This window comes from Picosynechococcus sp. PCC 11901, assembly GCF_005577135.1.
Taxonomy (GTDB): Bacteria; Cyanobacteriota; Cyanobacteriia; order Cyanobacteriales; family MRBY01; genus MRBY01.
This window is the reverse complement of the sequence record NZ_CP040360.1, coordinates 1,872,492-1,889,890: the sequence shown is the minus strand read 5'-3', so window position 1 is coordinate 1,889,890 and position 17,399 is coordinate 1,872,492. Positions and strand designations below refer to the sequence as shown.

The window sequence follows — 17,399 nt, the reverse complement described above, 5'->3', positions numbered from 1 at the left end:
CCATAAGTCAAATCTTTACCAGCATCTTTGCTCACAAAACCCAATTGGTCAAGTTTTCTCTGTACTGAACTTCATATACAACCATGCCTGCCCTTTCTGACCTCCTGACCGCTGATCAAGCCACCCTCAGACCAACACTCCTCAATCAAATCGCCACAGATGCGTATAAAGAAGGCGACTTCACCCTCTCTTCTGGACAAAAAAGCACCTACTATATCAACGGTAAATTAGTCACCCTCACCCCAATGGGAGCGCTCCTTATCGGTCGTCTGATCCTTGCCCAGCTCGATCAAGACGTTGCTGCTGTCGCTGGTTTAACCCTAGGGGCTGACCCGATTGTTAGCGCCGTCAGTGTTGTGTCAGCCTACGAAAATTGTCCCATTCCGGCTCTGATTATTCGCAAAAAAGCAAAGGGCCACGGCACCCAAGCCTATATCGAAGGGCCATCCCTTACCCCAGGCGCGAAAGTGGTTGTCCTTGAAGATGTTGTGACCACGGGACAGTCCGCCGCCCAAGCCGTTGAGCGTCTCCGGGATGCCGGTTACCAAGTAGAAGAAATTATTGCCCTTGTTGACCGTCAGCAGGGAGGGGCCGAATTTTACGCTAGCCAAAATCTCAAATTTTCTAGCTTGTTTACGATCACCGAAGTACAAGCCGCCTACCGCGCTTTAAATGCTTAGTCCCAGACATTGAATCTAATCAAAGTCCTCACTCAATCTGGTGGGGACTTTCGGAATTAGCCCCTGCGTAATGTTTGGTAAATGCTCCCTTGGCTAGGTTGGTGCGGCAGTGCTATGACTGAGGCAAGTGGCCATGGTGGAGCTTAGGATAATGGCGAATCGCTACCCGACACAGATCAACGCCCTTTGGATCGCTTTTCTTTTGGGAACCTTGTTTCATACGGACTTGGGATTGATGCCTCTGTTCCATGACCAGGCGGTGGAGCATTCCCATGCTGGAGGCAACCTAGATCTCGTTTTCGGGTTTATGCTTTTTTTCTTCACCATCCCCATGGTGTTGATCATTTTGACGACTTTCACCAACAGTAAAGGGTTTCGGCGACTACACTTTTTGGTGACTGTATTATATTCAGTGCTAAATGTGGGCCATTTGATCGCAGACATTGTGGTGCAAGCTCCCTGGTATCAGCTTGTGTTGATGACGTTACTCTTAGGAATTGGTCTTTTATTGAATTTGGTGTCGTACCAGTGGCTCCAAAAACGTTACCATCGGATCAGAAAAACAATTCCTGCCGCCTAGGGTTTTTGTGTTGTGAGCGGCGATTGTGCAGTGTAATCAATGAAAATTTTATGTATTCACGGCCTCAGCCGGACGCCCTTTTCTCTCCTGGGGTTGGCTCAATATTTGGAGCGCCATGGTTGGGCAACGGAGCAGTTTGGCTATTTTGCGGCTACGGAAAGTTTTGAGCAGATTGTCGTGCGGCTCCGCCAAAAAATTCAGGCGATCGCCAAAACCGGAAAATACAGTATCGTGGCCCATTCCTTGGGAGGAGTCCTGACGCGGGCTGCCCTCACTTGCCCGAAAACCCCAGACCCAGAACATGTAGTGATGTTGGGCACCCCGAACCAACCACCTCGTTTAGCGGCTTGGGCTTGGCAATTGCCTCCTTTTCGCTGGTGGACAGGCCAATGTGGGTTTAATTTAACAGATCCGGCTTTTTACAAGGCTCTCCCCAATTTAGATGCACCCTACACGGTAATTGCTGGCGTCGGTGGCCCCAGGGGGAGCTTAAGTCCCTTTGGCGAAGAATTTAATGATGGCATTGTTGCCCTAGAAGAAACACGCCTTTCTCCAGCAGATCCTGTGATCCAATTACCAGTACTGCACACTTTTATGATGAATCACCTGTCTCTCCAGCGGACAGTCCGCGATATTTTGCGCCCACACTCTCCCATGTTCTGGTAAAGGTCATAAAAAAAGACGCACTCCGGTGCGCCTCAGAAGATTAACAGTCAATTTTTAAACCCAATGTTTAGAAATGACTGAATCATTATTGGAATGCTGTCGTGATCCGTTTCATCGCTTCGAGCACATTTTCGCGACTATTGAAAGCAGAGATCCGGAAATAGCCTTCCCCAGCGGCCCCAAAACCAGATCCTGGGGTGCCGACCACATTGCAGTTGATCAAGAGCTTGTCAAAAAAGTCCCAACTCGATAAACCAGCAGGGGTTTTAACCCAGACATAGGGCGCATTCACGCCGCCATAGACATCAAAACCAACCGCTTGGAGTTCCCGGCGAATAATGGCCGCATTTTCCAAGTAAAAATCGATCAGTGTTTTGATTTGGGCTTGACCCGCTTCGGAATAAACGGCCTCTGCCCCCCGTTGGACGATGTAAGAAACGCCGTTAAATTTGGTGGACTGACGGCGGTTCCAGAGGCTCCAGAGTTGCACGGCTTGGCCATTGCTCGCAGTAACGGTCAGATTTTTCGGCACAACGGTAAAGGCACACCGAGTCCCCGTAAAGCCTGCATTTTTAGAGAAAGAACGGAATTCGATGGCGCAATCCTTCGCTCCTTCTAGTTCGTAGATCGAGTGGGGTAGGCTTTCGTCGGTAATGAACGCTTCATAGGCAGCGTCAAAGAAAATAATTGAACCATTGGCCTTGGCATAATCCACCCAAGCTTGGAGCTGTTCTTTCGTCGCCGTTGCCCCGGTGGGATTATTGGGAAAACAGAGATAAATCAGATCGACTTTTTCTGTGGGGATTTGGGCGACAAAGTCATTGTCAGCGGTGATGGGGATGTAGGTCAGGCCACCATATTTACCGGACTCGTCGGCTTCCCCGGTATGTCCTGCCATCACGTTAGTATCAACGTAAACGGGATAAACGGGGTCAGTGACGGCAATAGTGTTGTCTTTGCCAAAGATATCAAGGATGTTCCCGGTATCGCATTTGGCACCATCAGACACAAAAATTTCAGAGGCGTCAATGTCACAACCGCGGGCCTGGAAGTCGTGGGCAGCGATTTTTTCCCGTAGCCAAGCATAGCCTTGTTCAGGGCCATAGCCTTTAAAGTTGGCGCGATCGCCCATGTCGTCAATGGCCTTTGCCATCGCTTCTCGACAGGCAGCGGGTAATGGTTCGGTGACATCACCAATCCCTAGTTTGATAATGGGCGCATTGGGGTTTTCTGCTAGAAACCCATTCACTCGCCGGGCAATTTCGGGAAAGAGATAACCTGCTTTAAGTTTGAGGTAATTTTCGTTAATTCTAACCATAGAAAAATCAGGGGCAAAAGACCGTAAGACAGCTTAACCTATCATCCCATGCCCCAGGGAAGCCGCTAGATCTTTTTGGGGTGAAGAGGCCGGAAAAATTATCCATCGCTACTCACCTGGCTAATCCATCGCACCGGGTTACAAAAATCGAAACGCCATCCCATCACGGCACAAATTCTGCAACCCTAGGGATAGATCTTGATCCAAAGGCGATCGCCACCTCGGTTTCCTGGACTAACAAGGACATTCTGTTATTTTTGAGAAGGATTATCAACCGTTGATTTTTAGGTGAAATCCCTGACTTGCCAAAATACTTCTACGTTCTTCGTTTCTGGCCTAAATGCCCTTAATTTTGCTGAGATTATCTTTTTGTTAAAGGTATACAAAGCGCCTTTTTTTGAATAAACTGGACTTATTGGTCAAAAAAATATTCTTTTTCAATCTTTTAAACGGTAGTGATCATCACAAGAGATACTGCTGCCATGGGCAAAAACGTCTATCCCTGGGTGGAGTTAACCCCACCGAACTTGATTTTATTCGCGCGAAAAGATACACTATAGAAAGTGAAAAGTCTTAACTGATGGGCGTCTCCCTGTACCTCTACTGCAATAGAGGTCTTATTTTTGAGAGATGTTTTCCCCGCAAGGGCCACCCTTATCGCATTGAATAACATATTGCAACGACACTATATTTTTAATTGAGTCTGTCGATATTCCAAGTTCGGTAATCCCGCATCTTTTCCCCTTTTCAATCTCTTGGTCAATCAAGGAGAATTAAGTATAAAACGCCGATGAATTCACCATCCCTGAGATTTTAATGAATCGTTGAACCTTTTTCGATTGTTGCCCGTCTAAAGTAGTGAGGGCTCAATTAAAAATTATAAAGCGTAAGAAAGTTAAGGGGTATGTCGTTTATTTTTTAGAAAAATTCTTTGTGTTCTAGATTGTGACCTACATGATGATTGTTTTGTAAAGTATCTGCCCCCCTGGGCCGCACCATATAGTTCTTCGTTCTTTAGATTTAAGGAGTTAAAGCGTAAATGCCTAAAGTAAATCTTCAACAAGCCCCCAATAACGGCAAAAGTTCTGCGGATATGGTGCGTACCTATCTCCGGGAAATCGGTCGGGTGCCCTTGTTAACCCACGAAGAAGAAATTGTCTATGGGAAACAGGTCCAGCGCCTGATGGCCCTCCAGGAAAAACGCCAAACCCTAGAAGAATCCCTTGATCGCGAAGCAACCCGTGAAGAATGGGCCGAGGCCGCTCAACTGACACCGAAGCAACTCCAACGGGATCTCCAAATCGGGGAACGGGCAAAGCGCAAGATGATTGAGGCAAATCTCCGGCTTGTGGTGGCGATCGCCAAGAAATATCAAAAGCGCAACCTAGAATTCTTAGATTTGATCCAAGAAGGCAGCCTTGGTTTAGAGCGGGGGGTCGAGAAGTTTGACCCCACAAAAGGCTATAAGTTCTCCACCTATGCCTACTGGTGGATTCGCCAGGCGATCACCCGGGCGATCGCCCAACAGGGTCGCACGATTCGACTCCCGATCCACATTACCGAAAAGCTCAACAAAATTAAGAAAACCCAGCGGCAACTGGCCCAAGACCTAGGCCGGGCGGCCACCATCGCTGAAATCGCCGAAGCCCTCGAATTAGAGCCGGCCCAAATCCGTGAATATTTCCGTGTTTCCCGGCACCCAATCTCCCTCGATGTCCGGGTTGGCGATAATCAAGATACCGAGTTAATGGATTTACTTGAAGACAGCGGCGAATCCCCCGACAACAACGTCACCTATGAGTTGCTCAAACAGGATTTGCGTGACCTAATCGCGGATTTGACCCCCCAGCAACAGGAAGTGATTATTCTGCGCTTTGGCCTGAACGATGGCAAAGAACTATCCCTGGCAAAAATTGGCAAGCGAATGAATCTCAGTCGGGAACGGGTACGTCAGCTAGAACGCCAGGCTTTGAATCATCTGCGGCGCCGGCGATCGCAAATTCGTGAATATCTGGTTGCCAGCTAAATTTTTCAACTTTTCACCATGACTTAGGCATTCTGAGATGGGGCATTCTCCCCATCTTTTTTTTGTCCATCTGGACGGCTAATAAAAAAGATTTTTAATATTGTTGACTTAATTTATCAACTAAGGGTATTCTAAAGATGGTGTTTTTCTCTCAAGGATGTACAGGGTGGGTGGTCCCACCTTTTTTATTGCCAAAAATGCCAGCACACAGCACTGGTAGGCACGCTTGCAAAGGCAATGGATGATTTTCTAGGCAACAATAGACAAAGATTCGAGGGCAATGCAGGGGGTATAACAAGAACCCTGCCAGCGGCGATCGCCTCCCACTTGAATAACTTGTTTGAGGGCCTCATAGACGTTGCCAGTGACCATCGTATCCTTAATCCGTCCGGTGATCTGCCCTTGTCGTACCTGGTAGCCCAGGTCAATATTGACGGAAAAGTCTCCTGAAAGGTCTGCGTCTCCTCCCAAGATTTGATCGACGACAATTGCTGTATCTAATTGCGAAATAGTTGTGTTAAGACTGCCTACGCCAGGGGCAACAATCAAATTAACGAGCTGTGGGGTTGGATAGCGCCCGAGGCTGGCCCGAAATCCGTTGCCTGTCGGTCGAATCCCAAGGCTCCGACTTGTTTGGCGATCGCCGTAGATGTCTTGGGCAGAACCTTCCCGCACCAGGGACAAAGAGCGGGTCAGGGTGCCTTCGTCATCAAAGTGGCAAATGTAGGGTTTGGCGGTGGGGTCTTGGTAGAGGCTGATCTGGGATGAGACGACCCATTGGCCAAGGGCTTGGCTCCAAGGAGAAGACTTTTCGAGGATATTTTTCCCATTGAGGGCGGCGGCAACCGTTGACCACAGTAGGGGCGCAGCATTACTGGTGAAAATTACTGGTATTTTGCCTGTGGTGGCCGGACTATTTTGCTTCGCCCAGTGGAGACGCTCCAGAATCCTTTGTACCGTTGCCTCTGGATCGAGGGAATCCTGGGTAATATCTCCATCATAAATGCCCAAAAAGTCATCCCCCCGCACCCACTCCACCTCTAGGCCATAGCTGAGGGAAATATCGGCGGCAGTGCAATAGAGACCTTCGGAATTGACCAGGAGCGTATGGTTCGATTCGCAGTCGAACACACCGCTACAGAGAATATCGGGATAGTGATCGCGCAGTTGGGCGATCGCCGCTTTGCCTTTCTCGACTAGAGTCTCCACGGCCATGGCAGAGCCAATGGGAGGATTGATATCGCGGCGCGGCTCACAGACTTCTAGGGGCGTCGGTTCCTGGAGTTGGCTCAAGGCGATCGCCTTTTCTACTAATAGTTGTGGTGCGACATGACCATAGGCCACCGCGAGCCCAGGCCGCCCTTGGTACCAAAGCCGCAGTGCCGTACCGATGGATTCAGCCGTTTCTAATTGTTTGAGACGATTCGCCTCAAAGGTGACGGGGTGGGAAACGGAACTTCCCTGGTAAACTTCCGCAAACTCGGCTCCTTGCTGGCGCGCCAGATCCAGGAGCTGCTGGGCAAAATCGCTCATAAAATTTTCCTACCGATACCCTACAAACTGTAAATAACGCCACTTAGCGGAAACTTTCGATTCAATCCTAATGTCCCTAAAAGACTTTCGCCTCAGGCAAAATGAGCATCGCATCTCCAAAGGAATAGAAACGATATTCCTGGGCGATCGCCGCCTGGTAAACGTCGAGCAATCTTTCGCGCCCAATCAACGCACTAACTAGCATCAGCAAGCTCGATTTTGGTAAATGGAAATTTGTGATCAGCCCATCCACCACCTGCCACTCGTAACCCGGATAGATAAATAAATTGGTTTGTCCCTGGAAAGACTGTAATTCCCTAGGAGAAGCGGCGGCCATTCCCTCTAGCGATCGCACAACCGTTGTCCCGACCGCAATGACCCGACCACCCTTTGCTTTCGTTTCCCGGATTTTTTTCACTGTTTCCTCCGGCACGTCAATCCACTCATAGTGCATATCATGGGCGGTGATATCTTCTACTTCCACCGGGCGGAATGTGCCAACCCCCACATGGAGGGTCACAAAGGTTTTTTCAATGCCTTTTGCTTCTAGTGCTGCAAATACCTCCGGCGTAAAATGTAGCCCTGCTGTCGGTGCCGCCACAGCTCCAGGGGTATCAGCATAAATCGTTTGGTACTGGTCGGGTTTCGCCTCAGAATCTGTCACATAGGGAGGAAAAGGTATTTCTCCAAAATCGTCTAACACAGACCAAAGGGTTTGGTTTGGCCGCAACTGAAATTCGAGTAAGCGCCCCCCTGTCTCTGGGTCTCGATCAACCACCGTTGCTTTCAGGGTTTGGCTCAAATCATGGGGCGCAGTGAATAAAATTTCTGACCCTAGGGTAAAACGTTTCCCCGGTTTCACTAAAGCCAGCCAAGTATCCGCTGAACGTTCTTCCAAGAGGAGGACTTCTACCGGAGCGCCCGTTGTCTTACGGCCATGGAGCCGTGCCGGGATCACTTTCGTATTGTTCATCACCAACAAGTCATTGGGCTGTAGCCAATCAACCAGGTGGTAAAAATGCTGATGCTGGATGCTATCGGCAGAATCAAGCACTAACAGACGGGAACGATCACGGGGAGTGATAGGGGTTTGGGCAATGCGTTCCGGCGGCAGGTCGTAGTCATAACTTGAGAGGCTTTGGTCTGGGTTCATAGCTCACTGAAGCGAATAAAAATCTCCGATTTGACACTCCCCTGCCTAAAGGCGAGGGGATTCTTTGCTCAACGACTCAACTTGCCCTGACAGAACGGATTCAGCCAGAGTAGTGGTCAAATCTCCCAAAGCGTACATTCCGGTGTGCCCCACCGTACTCAATCCTAAACGCAAGATGTTTATCGCCGCATTGTGGTCACGGTCTAGCTCACAGCCACACTCACAAACATGAGTCCGTACTGAAAGAGACTTCTGCACCGTTTGACCACAGGCGCTACAGTTCTGGCTGGTGTAGTGGGGTGGCACAGCAATGGTAATCTTCCCAAACACCTTGCCGAAATACTCTAGCCACACCCGAAACTGATACCAACTTGCATCGTTAATCGATTTCGCTAGGCAATGGTTTTTCACTAGATTTTTCACCCGTAAGTCTTCATAGGCCACTACATCGTTAGATGAGATTACGCACCGTGCCAAATTCACAGCATGGTCTTTACGCTGCCTACTTATCTTCAGGTGGACTCTTCCTAGTTTATTGATTGCCTTGCGTCGATTATGACCCCCCTTCTGCTTGCGAGAAACAAGACGATGCGCTCGTTTGAGACGCTGCTCCCCTTTGCGCAAAAAGCGAGGATTTTCCACGGCAAAGCCATTGGAGTCGGTGTAGAACTCTTTTAAGCCTACATCTAACCCAATCGCTTTTCCTGATGGCATTACTGATTCCTGACGGTCTACACTTACCGGAAACTGAGCATAGTAGCCATCGGCACGGCGCACTAATCGCACCCGCTTAATTTGCTCTGGTTGGTAAAAGTTCAGGTCACGGCTTCCCAAGAGTTTCAATCGACCAATCTTATTTTTGTCAGTGAAGACGATGTATTTACGATTGTCCTCCAGTTTCCACCCCGTGGTTTTGTATTCCACAGAGCGACAGTTCTTTTGGAATTTGGGATAACCCTTTTTGCCTAAAACTTTCTTCTTGCAGGCTTCGACGTGAGCGCTCAGCCGAACGTCTTCGTAGAAACGACTAATGGCTGACCAAGCCCGTTCAGCAGCAGATTGTCTAGCCTGAGAGTTTAAGTCATTGGCAAAAGGAAACTCCTTGGCCAATACTGCGCATTGTTTATTGAGGTCGTACTTCGTGACATTGGGATTATCCATCCAATAGCGGATCGACTTATTCCGGATGAACTGAGTTGTCCGAATAGCCTCGTCAATGGCGCTGTATTGAGCAGGTTTACCTTTGACTTTAAACTCAAGAATCAGCATTGGTTCAAATGTTCTGGTGTTTATACTGGATATTTTAGAATAAAACAGAAGGTGTGGCTTGCTTCTTTCCTTTGGTCAGACTTCGGCGAGCTCAGTCGAGTCGTCGCTCGGCTTATATCCCCGCTCTAAAAGAGGCAGGGTTTTACGCCGACTTTCCGATAATGAACACAACTTTGAGGACGGCACAGCAAAATTTTTTTATTCCAACTATACCGACACAAGTGCAATGGTTGAATCTAGCTTACATTACCCTATTTTTGGTGCTGAAATTCCCTGTCCCCATTGTCGTCAAATGATTCCAGCTTTAACTTTGACGGATAGTTATCTCTGCGATCGCCATGGTGCTTTTGAAGCAGATCCAGAAACAGAAACCTTAGTCCATCTCCAGTCCAGTCGCCAATGGAAACGCTGGGAAGAAAAATGGTACCGTCAACATACCCATCCTGACGGCATTCGCTTTGAGATCCATGAAGCCCTCGATCGCCTTTACACCCAGGGGTTACGAGCCACAAAAATTACCATCGCCCAACGCTACCAAACCTTAATGCGGCGCACCCTCGATTTTAAATCGACCCCTGGACGGGGAGACATAACCCCAACGGACTATGCGGCCACCCCTTTAGTGCCCCACCTATACGGCCTCCCCGTGTTTTTTCATGATGCTGGCGATCGCCAAGACCGCTGGCAGATTGTCAACTTCGAGCTTGAAACCGAACCCGGCTCCCCCCGGCGTTATCCCTACCATTACCTGAGCCGAGAATAATCCCCATCAAACCCTTATTTTTGACCGGATTCTAGACCCTGAGGCATCAGCTCACTCAAATCAAACTTTTTCAACTGATTGGCAAATTGGGGCAAAATTTCGAGACAAAAGGCTTCCGCTGCCTTGGAGCGATAACGGTTTGGATTGACGATCACACTTAAAATACGCCGCACTTCCACATCTTCAATGCGCGCCCGGTGCAGCACACCCATCCGCAGTTCTTTCTCAATGGCCGTCACTGAGACAAAGGAAGCCCCTAGACCCGATTGCACAGCATTTTTAATCGCCTCGATGGAATTAAGTTCCATTTCAATCTTGAGCCGTTTGGTATCGATATCGCAGCGGGTTAAGACCTGATCAATAACCTTGCGGATCGTCGATTGGGAATCGAGGGCGATGAATTTCAGTTTGTACAAATCATCTCGATAAATAGTTTCTGCCTTGGCGAGGGGATGACTCACGGGCAAAATCAGGGACAGTTCATCCTCGGCATAGGGCACGATTTTCAACGTATCTTGCAACTCCGAAGGAACTTCGCCGCCAATGATTGCGAGATCCACTTGACCGTTAGCCACTCCCCAGGAGGTGCGTCGCGTCGAATGTACTTGTAACTGGACTGCCACATCGGGGTATTTCTGCCGAAAGCAACCAATCATCCGGGGAATGAGGTAGGTACCCGTGGTTTGGGAGGCACCGACAATCAGGGTGCCCCCCTGGAGATTTTGTAAATCTTCGATGGCCCGACAAGTTTCTTGGCAGAGGGTAATAATTTTTTCGCCGTAATCGAGGAGAAGATAGCCGGCTTCGGTGAGTTGGGCGCGCCGTCCACCCCGGTCAAAGAGGGGGACATTGAGCTGTTTTTCGAGATTTTGTACCTGGAGGCTGACGGCAGGTTGGGAGACGTAGAGACTATCTGCTGCCCGTTTAAAGCTTCCTTCGGTGGAGATGGCTTTGAGGATACGGAGTTGATCCAGGGTAAATGGAATGTCAGACATATAGCCTCGGCAAAAAGGGACGACAAAGAGGGATCACGGCTGGTTTTATGATTGACAGTACCATAATAAGGGGATCGTATCTCTTTTCATGGATAATATAGCCTGTACTAATTTTAAGCAAAATACTTCGATCGACGGAATTATGACGGATTTGAGCTGGTTTTCGACAAGTCACTGGATTATGGCGGGTCTTTTGCTTGGTTTTGCGATCGCCCATAGTGGTTTGGCGGCGTTGCGTCCCTGGGGCGAACAAAGAATCGGTTCTCGCCTATACCGGGTGCTCTTTGCTTTGGTGAGTATTCCCTTCGCCACTGGTTTGATTATTTACTTCTTTAACCACCGCTACGATGGCCTAGTGTTGTGGCAAATCCAGGGGGACGCTTGGGTGAAACCGACGGTGTGGTGGTTGTCGGCGATTTCGTTTTTCTTTTTGTATCCTTCGACATTTAACTTGCTCGAAATTGCGGCGGTCAAGCAGCCCCAGGTGCATCTCTACGAAAAAGGGATCATTCGCATCACCCGTCACCCCCAGATGGTCGGTCAGTTGATTTGGTGCGTGGCTCACACCCTCTGGATCGGCAGTTCTTTCACGCTGCTCACCTCCATTGGCTTGATGGCCCACCATATTTTTGCGGTTTGGCATGGCGATCGCCGTCTGAGATCCCGTTATGGGCAGACGTTTCTGGCGGTGAAAGAACGCACCTCGATCATTCCCTTTCTGGCGATTCTCCAGGGACGTCAACAGCTTAAACTAGAAGAATTCCTCAAGCCTGCCTATGTCGGTGTTACAGCCTTTATTGCCCTGCTCTGGTGGGGACACCCCTGGTTGATGGTGATGACGGCTAAAGTGCCCTGGTAACGGAAAAAAAGATGATCCCCAGGACCGATACAGGTAAGATAAGAGACCACAGATAATATTGAGTATGTGAGCGAAAAGAACAGGCAATTATGGTTCTATCAATCACCGAAGCGGATTTTACCCAGACTGTTTTAGAAGCCAATCAACCTGTTTTGGTGAACTTTTGGGCACCCTGGTGTGGTTTGTGTCATTTGCTCCATCCCTTTTTGGTGAAGTTGCAAAAGGAATGGGAAGGACAATTTCTTTTGGTCGATGTTAATGCCGACGATAACCTAAAGCTCGCCAATACCTATCGCCTCAAAACCCTCCCGACTTTGATTTTGTTCAACGATGGCACGATCGTCGAGCGCATCGATAAGTTCCAAAACCGAGATCGCCTTAATGCCCAGCTCGAACAACTCCTCCAGGGCGTGGTGATCCCCTAAATTTTCTATGACTGCCCCCCTCATCGTCATCTGTGGTGCCACCGCGACGGGTAAGTCCGGTTTGGCCCTAAAACTTGCCGAAAAACTGGACACGGTAATTCTTAGCGCCGATTCGCGCCAAATTTACAAAGAATTCGACATCGGTACAGCGAAACCAACCCCTGAAGAGCAGCAGAAAATTCCCCATTACCTGATCGATATTTGTGAACCGACAGAAACACTTACCTTGGCAGAATACCAAGCCCAGGCCCAAGCACTAATCGCGCAATTTCACGCCGAACAGAAATCTGTTTTACTCGTCGGCGGCACTGGCCTTTACATTAAAGCGATTACCAAAGGTTTAAAAATTCCCCGGGTTGCGCCTCAACCGGATCTGCGCCAACAATTTACCGACCTGGGCCAAGCCTATAGCTATCAACTGCTCCAGCAGGTTGACCCAGAAGCTTGTCAGAAAATTCACCCCAATGACCAAGTGCGTACCCTCCGGGCCCTAGAGGTGTTTTATGTCACCGGGGAACCGATTAGTCGCCAACAGGGAGAAAATCCGCCGACTTATCCGATCCTCGAAATTGGTCTCGATTGTGATCCCGACCACCTCGATCAACGGATTCGCCAACGTACCCAGCAGATGATTGACCAAGGCTTTGTTGCTGAGGTTGAACGCTTGGGTAAAAAATACGGTTGGGATCTGCCCCTCCTGAATACCCTGGGTTATGCAGAATTTCGGGATTATGTACGCGGTCAAGGGACATTAGAAGAGGCGATCGCCAACACCGTCCTCCACACCCGCCAATTTGCCAAACGCCAACGCACCTGGTTCCGCGCCAACCCAGATATTCACTGGCTCGATAACACTGCCCCAGATCTCCTTGAGCAAGCCCTTAATCTCATTACTCAACAATAGAGATTTGAAAGATTTTCCACATAAAAAAGCACCCTTTCGCGAGAAAGAATGCTTCAACGAATTTAAGGTTGAAAAATCAGACAAACATTAAGGACGTTCTTCAATTACCTTATCGATCAGGCCATATTCCAACGCTTCCTGGGCTGACATAAAGTAATCCCGATCCGTATCCTTCTCAATTTTTTCGATGGATTGACCTGTGTGGGCTGCCATCAATTCATTGAGTTGATGCTTAATGCGGATAATTTCCTTGGCTTCAATGTCAATATCTGTCGCTTGACGACGACCTTGGATCCCACCGAGGGGTTGGTGGATCATAATCCGGGAGTGGGGCAGGGCCAGGCGCTTCCCTTTCGTGCCCGCAGACAACAAAAACGCCCCCATAGAAGCCGCTAAGCCCACACAAATGGTGACTACTTCCGACTTGATGTGTTTCATCGTGTCGTAAATCGCCAGACCCGCCGTCACCGAGCCACCGGGGGAGTTGATGTAGAGATAGATCGGCTTGCTGGGATCTTCAGAATCGAGGTAAAGCATGATGGCAATAATTTGGTTTGCCAAAGCATCATTGACACCCCGACCGAGGAAAATAATCCGTTCACGGTACAAACGGTCATAGATATTGATCCAGTCAGAATAGGGCTGACCGGGCATTTGATAGGGAACTTTGGGTACACCGATGGGCATGGATTTTGTTTACCTTGATCTGAACAACGGGAAAAAATGGGGTGATTTTAAGCAATCACGAAGGCTACAGAGCCGGTACGGGGGACGGCAAATCCTTCGAACTTTCGAGCACTTTATCGATAATGCCGTATTCGAGGGCCTGCTGGGGTGTCATGTAAAACATCCGGTCAGTGTCCTTTTCGAGTTTTTCGAGGGGTTGACCTGTATATTTAGACATCATTTGCAGGATTGTCCGTTTGTTTTCGATCACTTCCTTCGCCCGAATTTGAATATCGGAAGCTTGGCCCTGGGCTCCTTGGCGCGCTTGGTGGAGAATAATCGTCGAGTGGGGTAGGCTCGCGCGGCAGCCCTTCGTGCCAGCAGCAAGGATCATGGCCGCTGTTCCCATCGCTTGACCGAGGCAAATGGTGTGCACTGGCGGCGTGATGTAGTTGAGGGTATCGCAGATGGCAAAGGCTTCTGTTTCAAACCCAATGGAATCACCACCGTACCAAGAAGTCCCGGTGGAGTTGATGTACATATAAATCGGTTTATCGGGATCATCAAACTGTAAAAATAACAGTTGGGCGATGATCAGTTCGGTCACATCGACGCCAATTTGATCTTTATACTCATCGGGAGAGACCAGGGGAAGGCCGAGATAAACGATGCGTTCTTTTAGCAGTAGGGAAGGGAGATCTGGCGGTGGCGTCCTGTAGGTGGAGCCGCCACCTCTGTAGGGTGCTTGTACAGCCTGAATCGGTGAGTTCATAGATCTTTTAATGCGTTGGGTAACGTGTTGGCGTTACGGTTGCGGGGTGTTTTTGTCTGATTTTGTCTTAGCATCTAATTTTAACGCAAGGTTTGACGGTGGTTTAGGGCGATCGCACATGGGAAAAGTATTTTTGCTGGGAGCGGGTTTAGGGACAAAGGACTATTTAACGGTGCGGGGTTGGGAGATCCTCCAACGGGCAGAAGTGGTGATTTACGATGCCCTGGGTTCCCAAGAACTGTTGGATCTGCTGCCCCAGGACTGTTTACGGTTATTCGTCGGTAAGCGAGGCGGCCAAAAGAGTACGCCCCAAGAAGAAATTAATCGTCTTTTGGTTGAGCATGGACAATCGCCAAAACGGGTGGTGCGCCTGAAGGGGGGAGATCCGTATATTTTTGGGCGATCGCACCCGGAGATTTTGGCACTCCAAGGGGCGGGCTGTGATTTTGAGGTGATCCCTGGCATTTCATCGGCGTTAGCGGCACCATTACTAGCAGGTATTCCCTTGACTCATAAGGATTTGGGTCGCGGCTTTTTTGTGGGGACAGCCCATGATCTAGAGGCCTTTGATTGGACAGCCCTAGCCCAATTGGAAACTTTGGTTTTTTTGATGGGGGGACGCAATTTAGAGGACATTTGTCGGCGACTAATTGAAGCAGGGCGATCGCCTCATTTCCCGGTGGCCATTGTGCGGGCGGCGGGATTGCCAGAGCAGCAGGTCTGGACGGAAACGTTACAGACCATTACGAAGCAAACGGCGACGGCTCAAAAACTTTCGCCCTGTGTGATCATTGTGGGTCAGGTGGTTAGTCTCCGGGAGGATTACATGGATCGGGCTCCATTGGGTGGCAAAACAATTCTGATTACCCGCGCTGCGTCGCAATCCAGCGAATTTACCAAACTTTTGGCGGAAACTGGCGCAAAGGTCTTGGAAATGCCCGCTTTAGAGATTCGTGAGCCCTCCACCTGGGAACCCCTCGACCAGGCGATCGCCACCCTAGAAACCTTTGACTGGCTGATTCTCACCTCGGCCAATGGCGTTGAATATTTTTTCCAGCGACTCGCAACCTTGGGCAAAGATGTCCGCGCCTTAGGTAAGCTCAAAATTGCCGTCGTCGGTAAAAAAACAGAAAAATTCTTGCGCCAACACGGCCTAAAAGCAGACTATATTCCCCTTGATTTCATTGCGGATTCTTTGGTGGAAAACTTTCCCGATCCGCTGCAAAATCAAAAAATCCTTTTTCCCCGAGTCGAAACAGGCGGGCGAAAAATCCTGGTGCAAGAACTCGCCCAACAGGGTGCCCAGGTGGTTGAAGTGCCCGCCTATGAATCGGGTTGTCCACGGCAAATTCCGGCGGCGGTTTGGCAAGCTCTCGAAGCACAAACCATTGATCTAGTAACCTTTGCGAGCTCTAAAACAGTGCGCAACTTTTGGCAGCTAATTCAGCAGCAGGGGGGGGATTTAGCGTTATTAAAACCGCTGAAAATTGCCTCCATTGGCCCCCAAACTTCCCAGACTTGCTTCGAGCTTTTCCAGCGGGTTGATCTCGAAGCCGAGGTTTACACCCTAGAAGGCTTACGGGATGCCATTCTGGCCCATTACATATAATTCACAATCCCGAAGAGCGGACTTGATAGGGGATTTCTTCGATGGGGAGATTGTCTAAATTCCAGTCGGCGTAATGCAATTGGAGGCGTTTTTCGCCAGCATATTCAACGATTTTGCCGCCATATAAACGGGCATCGGTGCCGAGGCTTTGGATTTTGATGCTGCCGTTAAAGACCGTGGCCCGGGCGAGATAAATCACCAAATCGTCGCGGGAAGGGCGATTGACCGTGGTACTGGCAGTGAGGTGGGCTAAACCCCGTTCGTCTAATTCTTGGGCGATCGCCACCGCTGTATTGCGAATGCCGCGAATCGCCACAATATTGGCCGCCACCGCCATCGTAATGTCAATTTTTTTGGTATCCGTCAGGACGGCATTGTGGGCTAAAAAATGAAAATTTTCTTCCCCTAAATCATTGCGAATGCGGCGATGGATTGGATTGTGGGCGTTGTAATTTTTCAAGGTACCGACAATTGCACCACAGGCGTTGCGGGGTTCACGCCATGGCGATTCACGGGTTTTGCCATAGACCTGCTTGCCATCCTGACGCAACCGTCCCACATGGGTTTTGAGATCAATGGCCACAAGGGAAATGGATTGGGGATTGCCTGCGTACACACGCCGCTTTAAAGATTCATCTAGCTCGTGGGCCACGGTGACATGGGCTAAGGTTTCGCCGTCATCGGTGCCCCCACCCGCCGGGAAAAACGCCTCTAATTTTAATTCGCCAATTTCCGAGAGGGTGGCAAAACGGGAAGCAACGACATCTCGATAACGTTTTGTGGCTTCCCCCTGGTGAATGCGATCGCCGCAGTTGGTGTAGGCGAGGGTAGTCACCACACTGGGCAAACTCATATCAGCCCCGCAAGCTTTAATATCCGTTGAATCGGAGGCAACAAATTGCAATTCATCCCGCAAAATCTGGAGGCCGCTGATCAGGGCATAGCGATCGCTGACGATTTCGTTCAGGTAATTATGGTAGGCATTACGCTCCATCCCAAAACTGGCGGCGAGTTGCCAAAATTGTTTAACCCGTGCTTCGGTGGGGGCCGCATCGAAGGGTAAAGTCATAGAAGTTTATCTGGAACGTTGATGTGATTGGTTGTGGCGTCTTAGGGTTGGCGACTACGATAAGTCTACTTAACGACCCATAATTTTGGTGCAGCCCATTACTGACGATGAT

17 protein-coding genes are annotated in these 17,399 nt (G+C 49.4%); 9 read left to right on the top strand and 8 right to left on the bottom strand.

Annotated elements, in window-relative coordinates; genetic code table 11:
* Positions 1–83: 83 nt before the first annotated feature.
* The 3 genes from pyrE to FEK30_RS10140 all read left to right on the top strand — a co-directional run bounded on the left by pyrE (position 84) and on the right by FEK30_RS10140 (position 1,926).
* Positions 84–680: an orotate phosphoribosyltransferase gene (gene pyrE / locus FEK30_RS10150; RefSeq protein ID WP_138073120.1), complete on the top strand. Its 597-nt coding sequence runs from the start codon at positions 84–86 to the stop codon at positions 678–680.
* A gap of 148 nt (positions 681–828) precedes the next feature.
* Positions 829–1,260 (top strand): hypothetical protein, encoded by a 432-nt coding sequence (locus tag FEK30_RS10145; RefSeq protein WP_173867264.1) that lies wholly within the window; start codon positions 829–831, stop codon positions 1,258–1,260.
* A gap of 39 nt (positions 1,261–1,299) precedes the next feature.
* The gene (locus tag FEK30_RS10140) at positions 1,300–1,926 is read left to right on the top strand and encodes an esterase/lipase family protein (protein ID WP_138073119.1); all 627 of its coding nucleotides are present in this window, start codon (positions 1,300–1,302) and stop codon (positions 1,924–1,926) included.
* 85 nt (positions 1,927–2,011) lie between these two features.
* On the opposite strand, the gene FEK30_RS10135 is transcribed toward FEK30_RS10140, so the two are convergent.
* Positions 2,012–3,244 carry an LL-diaminopimelate aminotransferase gene (locus FEK30_RS10135; protein WP_030006294.1) on the bottom strand — a complete coding sequence of 411 codons (1,233 nt, stop codon included), beginning with the start codon at positions 3,242–3,244 and terminating at the stop codon, positions 2,012–2,014.
* Between the two features lie 1,039 nt (positions 3,245–4,283).
* Between FEK30_RS10135 and FEK30_RS10130 the strand changes: the two genes are divergently transcribed.
* Positions 4,284–5,270, top strand: coding sequence for an RNA polymerase sigma factor, RpoD/SigA family (locus FEK30_RS10130; RefSeq protein WP_012306824.1), 987 nt, complete (start codon positions 4,284–4,286; stop codon positions 5,268–5,270).
* 249 nt (positions 5,271–5,519) lie between these two features.
* Here the strand turns inward: FEK30_RS10130 and FEK30_RS10125 are convergent, their stop codons facing one another.
* The 3 genes from FEK30_RS10125 to FEK30_RS10115 all read right to left on the bottom strand — a co-directional run bounded on the left by FEK30_RS10125 (position 5,520) and on the right by FEK30_RS10115 (position 9,225).
* The gene (locus FEK30_RS10125) at positions 5,520–6,803 is read right to left on the bottom strand and encodes a TldD/PmbA family protein (protein ID WP_138073118.1); all 1,284 of its coding nucleotides are present in this window, start codon (positions 6,801–6,803) and stop codon (positions 5,520–5,522) included.
* 76 nt (positions 6,804–6,879) lie between these two features.
* A complete protein-coding gene (gene queA / locus FEK30_RS10120; RefSeq protein ID WP_138073117.1) occupies positions 6,880–7,956 on the bottom strand; it encodes a tRNA preQ1(34) S-adenosylmethionine ribosyltransferase-isomerase QueA in 1,077 nt (358 codons plus the stop codon).
* Between the two features lie 45 nt (positions 7,957–8,001).
* The gene (locus FEK30_RS10115) at positions 8,002–9,225 is read right to left on the bottom strand and encodes an RNA-guided endonuclease InsQ/TnpB family protein (protein WP_138073116.1); all 1,224 of its coding nucleotides are present in this window, start codon (positions 9,223–9,225) and stop codon (positions 8,002–8,004) included.
* A gap of 226 nt (positions 9,226–9,451) precedes the next feature.
* On the opposite strand from FEK30_RS10115, the gene FEK30_RS10110 reads away from it, so the two are divergent.
* Positions 9,452–9,988, top strand: a complete 537-nt coding sequence (locus tag FEK30_RS10110; RefSeq protein WP_138073115.1) for a TIGR02652 family protein — start codon at positions 9,452–9,454, stop codon at positions 9,986–9,988.
* A 14-nt stretch (positions 9,989–10,002) separates the two neighbouring features.
* On the opposite strand, the gene FEK30_RS10105 is transcribed toward FEK30_RS10110, so the two are convergent.
* Positions 10,003–10,983, bottom strand: a complete 981-nt coding sequence (locus FEK30_RS10105; protein ID WP_012306820.1) for a LysR family transcriptional regulator — start codon at positions 10,981–10,983, stop codon at positions 10,003–10,005.
* 142 nt (positions 10,984–11,125) lie between these two features.
* On the opposite strand from FEK30_RS10105, the gene FEK30_RS10100 reads away from it, so the two are divergent.
* The 3 genes from FEK30_RS10100 (at position 11,126) to miaA (ending at position 13,171) form a co-directional block, all read left to right on the top strand.
* Positions 11,126–11,842: an NnrU family protein gene (locus FEK30_RS10100; RefSeq protein WP_030006290.1), complete on the top strand. Its 717-nt coding sequence runs from the start codon at positions 11,126–11,128 to the stop codon at positions 11,840–11,842.
* Positions 11,843–11,931: 89 nt separating this feature from the next.
* Complete coding sequence (locus tag FEK30_RS10095; protein WP_012306818.1) at positions 11,932–12,267, top strand: thioredoxin family protein; 336 nt, start codon at positions 11,932–11,934, stop codon at positions 12,265–12,267.
* A 7-nt stretch (positions 12,268–12,274) separates the two neighbouring features.
* A complete protein-coding gene (miaA, locus tag FEK30_RS10090; protein WP_138073114.1) occupies positions 12,275–13,171 on the top strand; it encodes a tRNA (adenosine(37)-N6)-dimethylallyltransferase MiaA in 897 nt (298 codons plus the stop codon).
* Positions 13,172–13,258: 87 nt separating this feature from the next.
* On the opposite strand, the gene FEK30_RS10085 is transcribed toward miaA, so the two are convergent.
* Both FEK30_RS10085 and FEK30_RS10080 read right to left on the bottom strand, forming a co-directional pair.
* Positions 13,259–13,858: an ATP-dependent Clp protease proteolytic subunit gene (locus tag FEK30_RS10085; RefSeq protein WP_012306816.1), complete on the bottom strand. Its 600-nt coding sequence runs from the start codon at positions 13,856–13,858 to the stop codon at positions 13,259–13,261.
* A gap of 64 nt (positions 13,859–13,922) precedes the next feature.
* On the bottom strand, positions 13,923–14,609 hold the full coding sequence (locus FEK30_RS10080; protein ID WP_012306815.1) for an ATP-dependent Clp protease proteolytic subunit: 687 nt from the start codon (positions 14,607–14,609) through the stop codon (positions 13,923–13,925).
* A 118-nt stretch (positions 14,610–14,727) separates the two neighbouring features.
* On the opposite strand from FEK30_RS10080, the gene cobA reads away from it, so the two are divergent.
* Positions 14,728–16,218, top strand: coding sequence for a uroporphyrinogen-III C-methyltransferase (gene cobA, locus FEK30_RS10075; RefSeq protein WP_138073787.1), 1,491 nt, complete (start codon positions 14,728–14,730; stop codon positions 16,216–16,218).
* A 1-nt stretch (position 16,219) separates the two neighbouring features.
* Here the strand turns inward: cobA and FEK30_RS10070 are convergent, their stop codons facing one another.
* On the bottom strand, positions 16,220–17,287 hold the full coding sequence (locus tag FEK30_RS10070; protein ID WP_138073113.1) for a hypothetical protein: 1,068 nt from the start codon (positions 17,285–17,287) through the stop codon (positions 16,220–16,222).
* Positions 17,288–17,399: the final 112 nt, after the last annotated feature.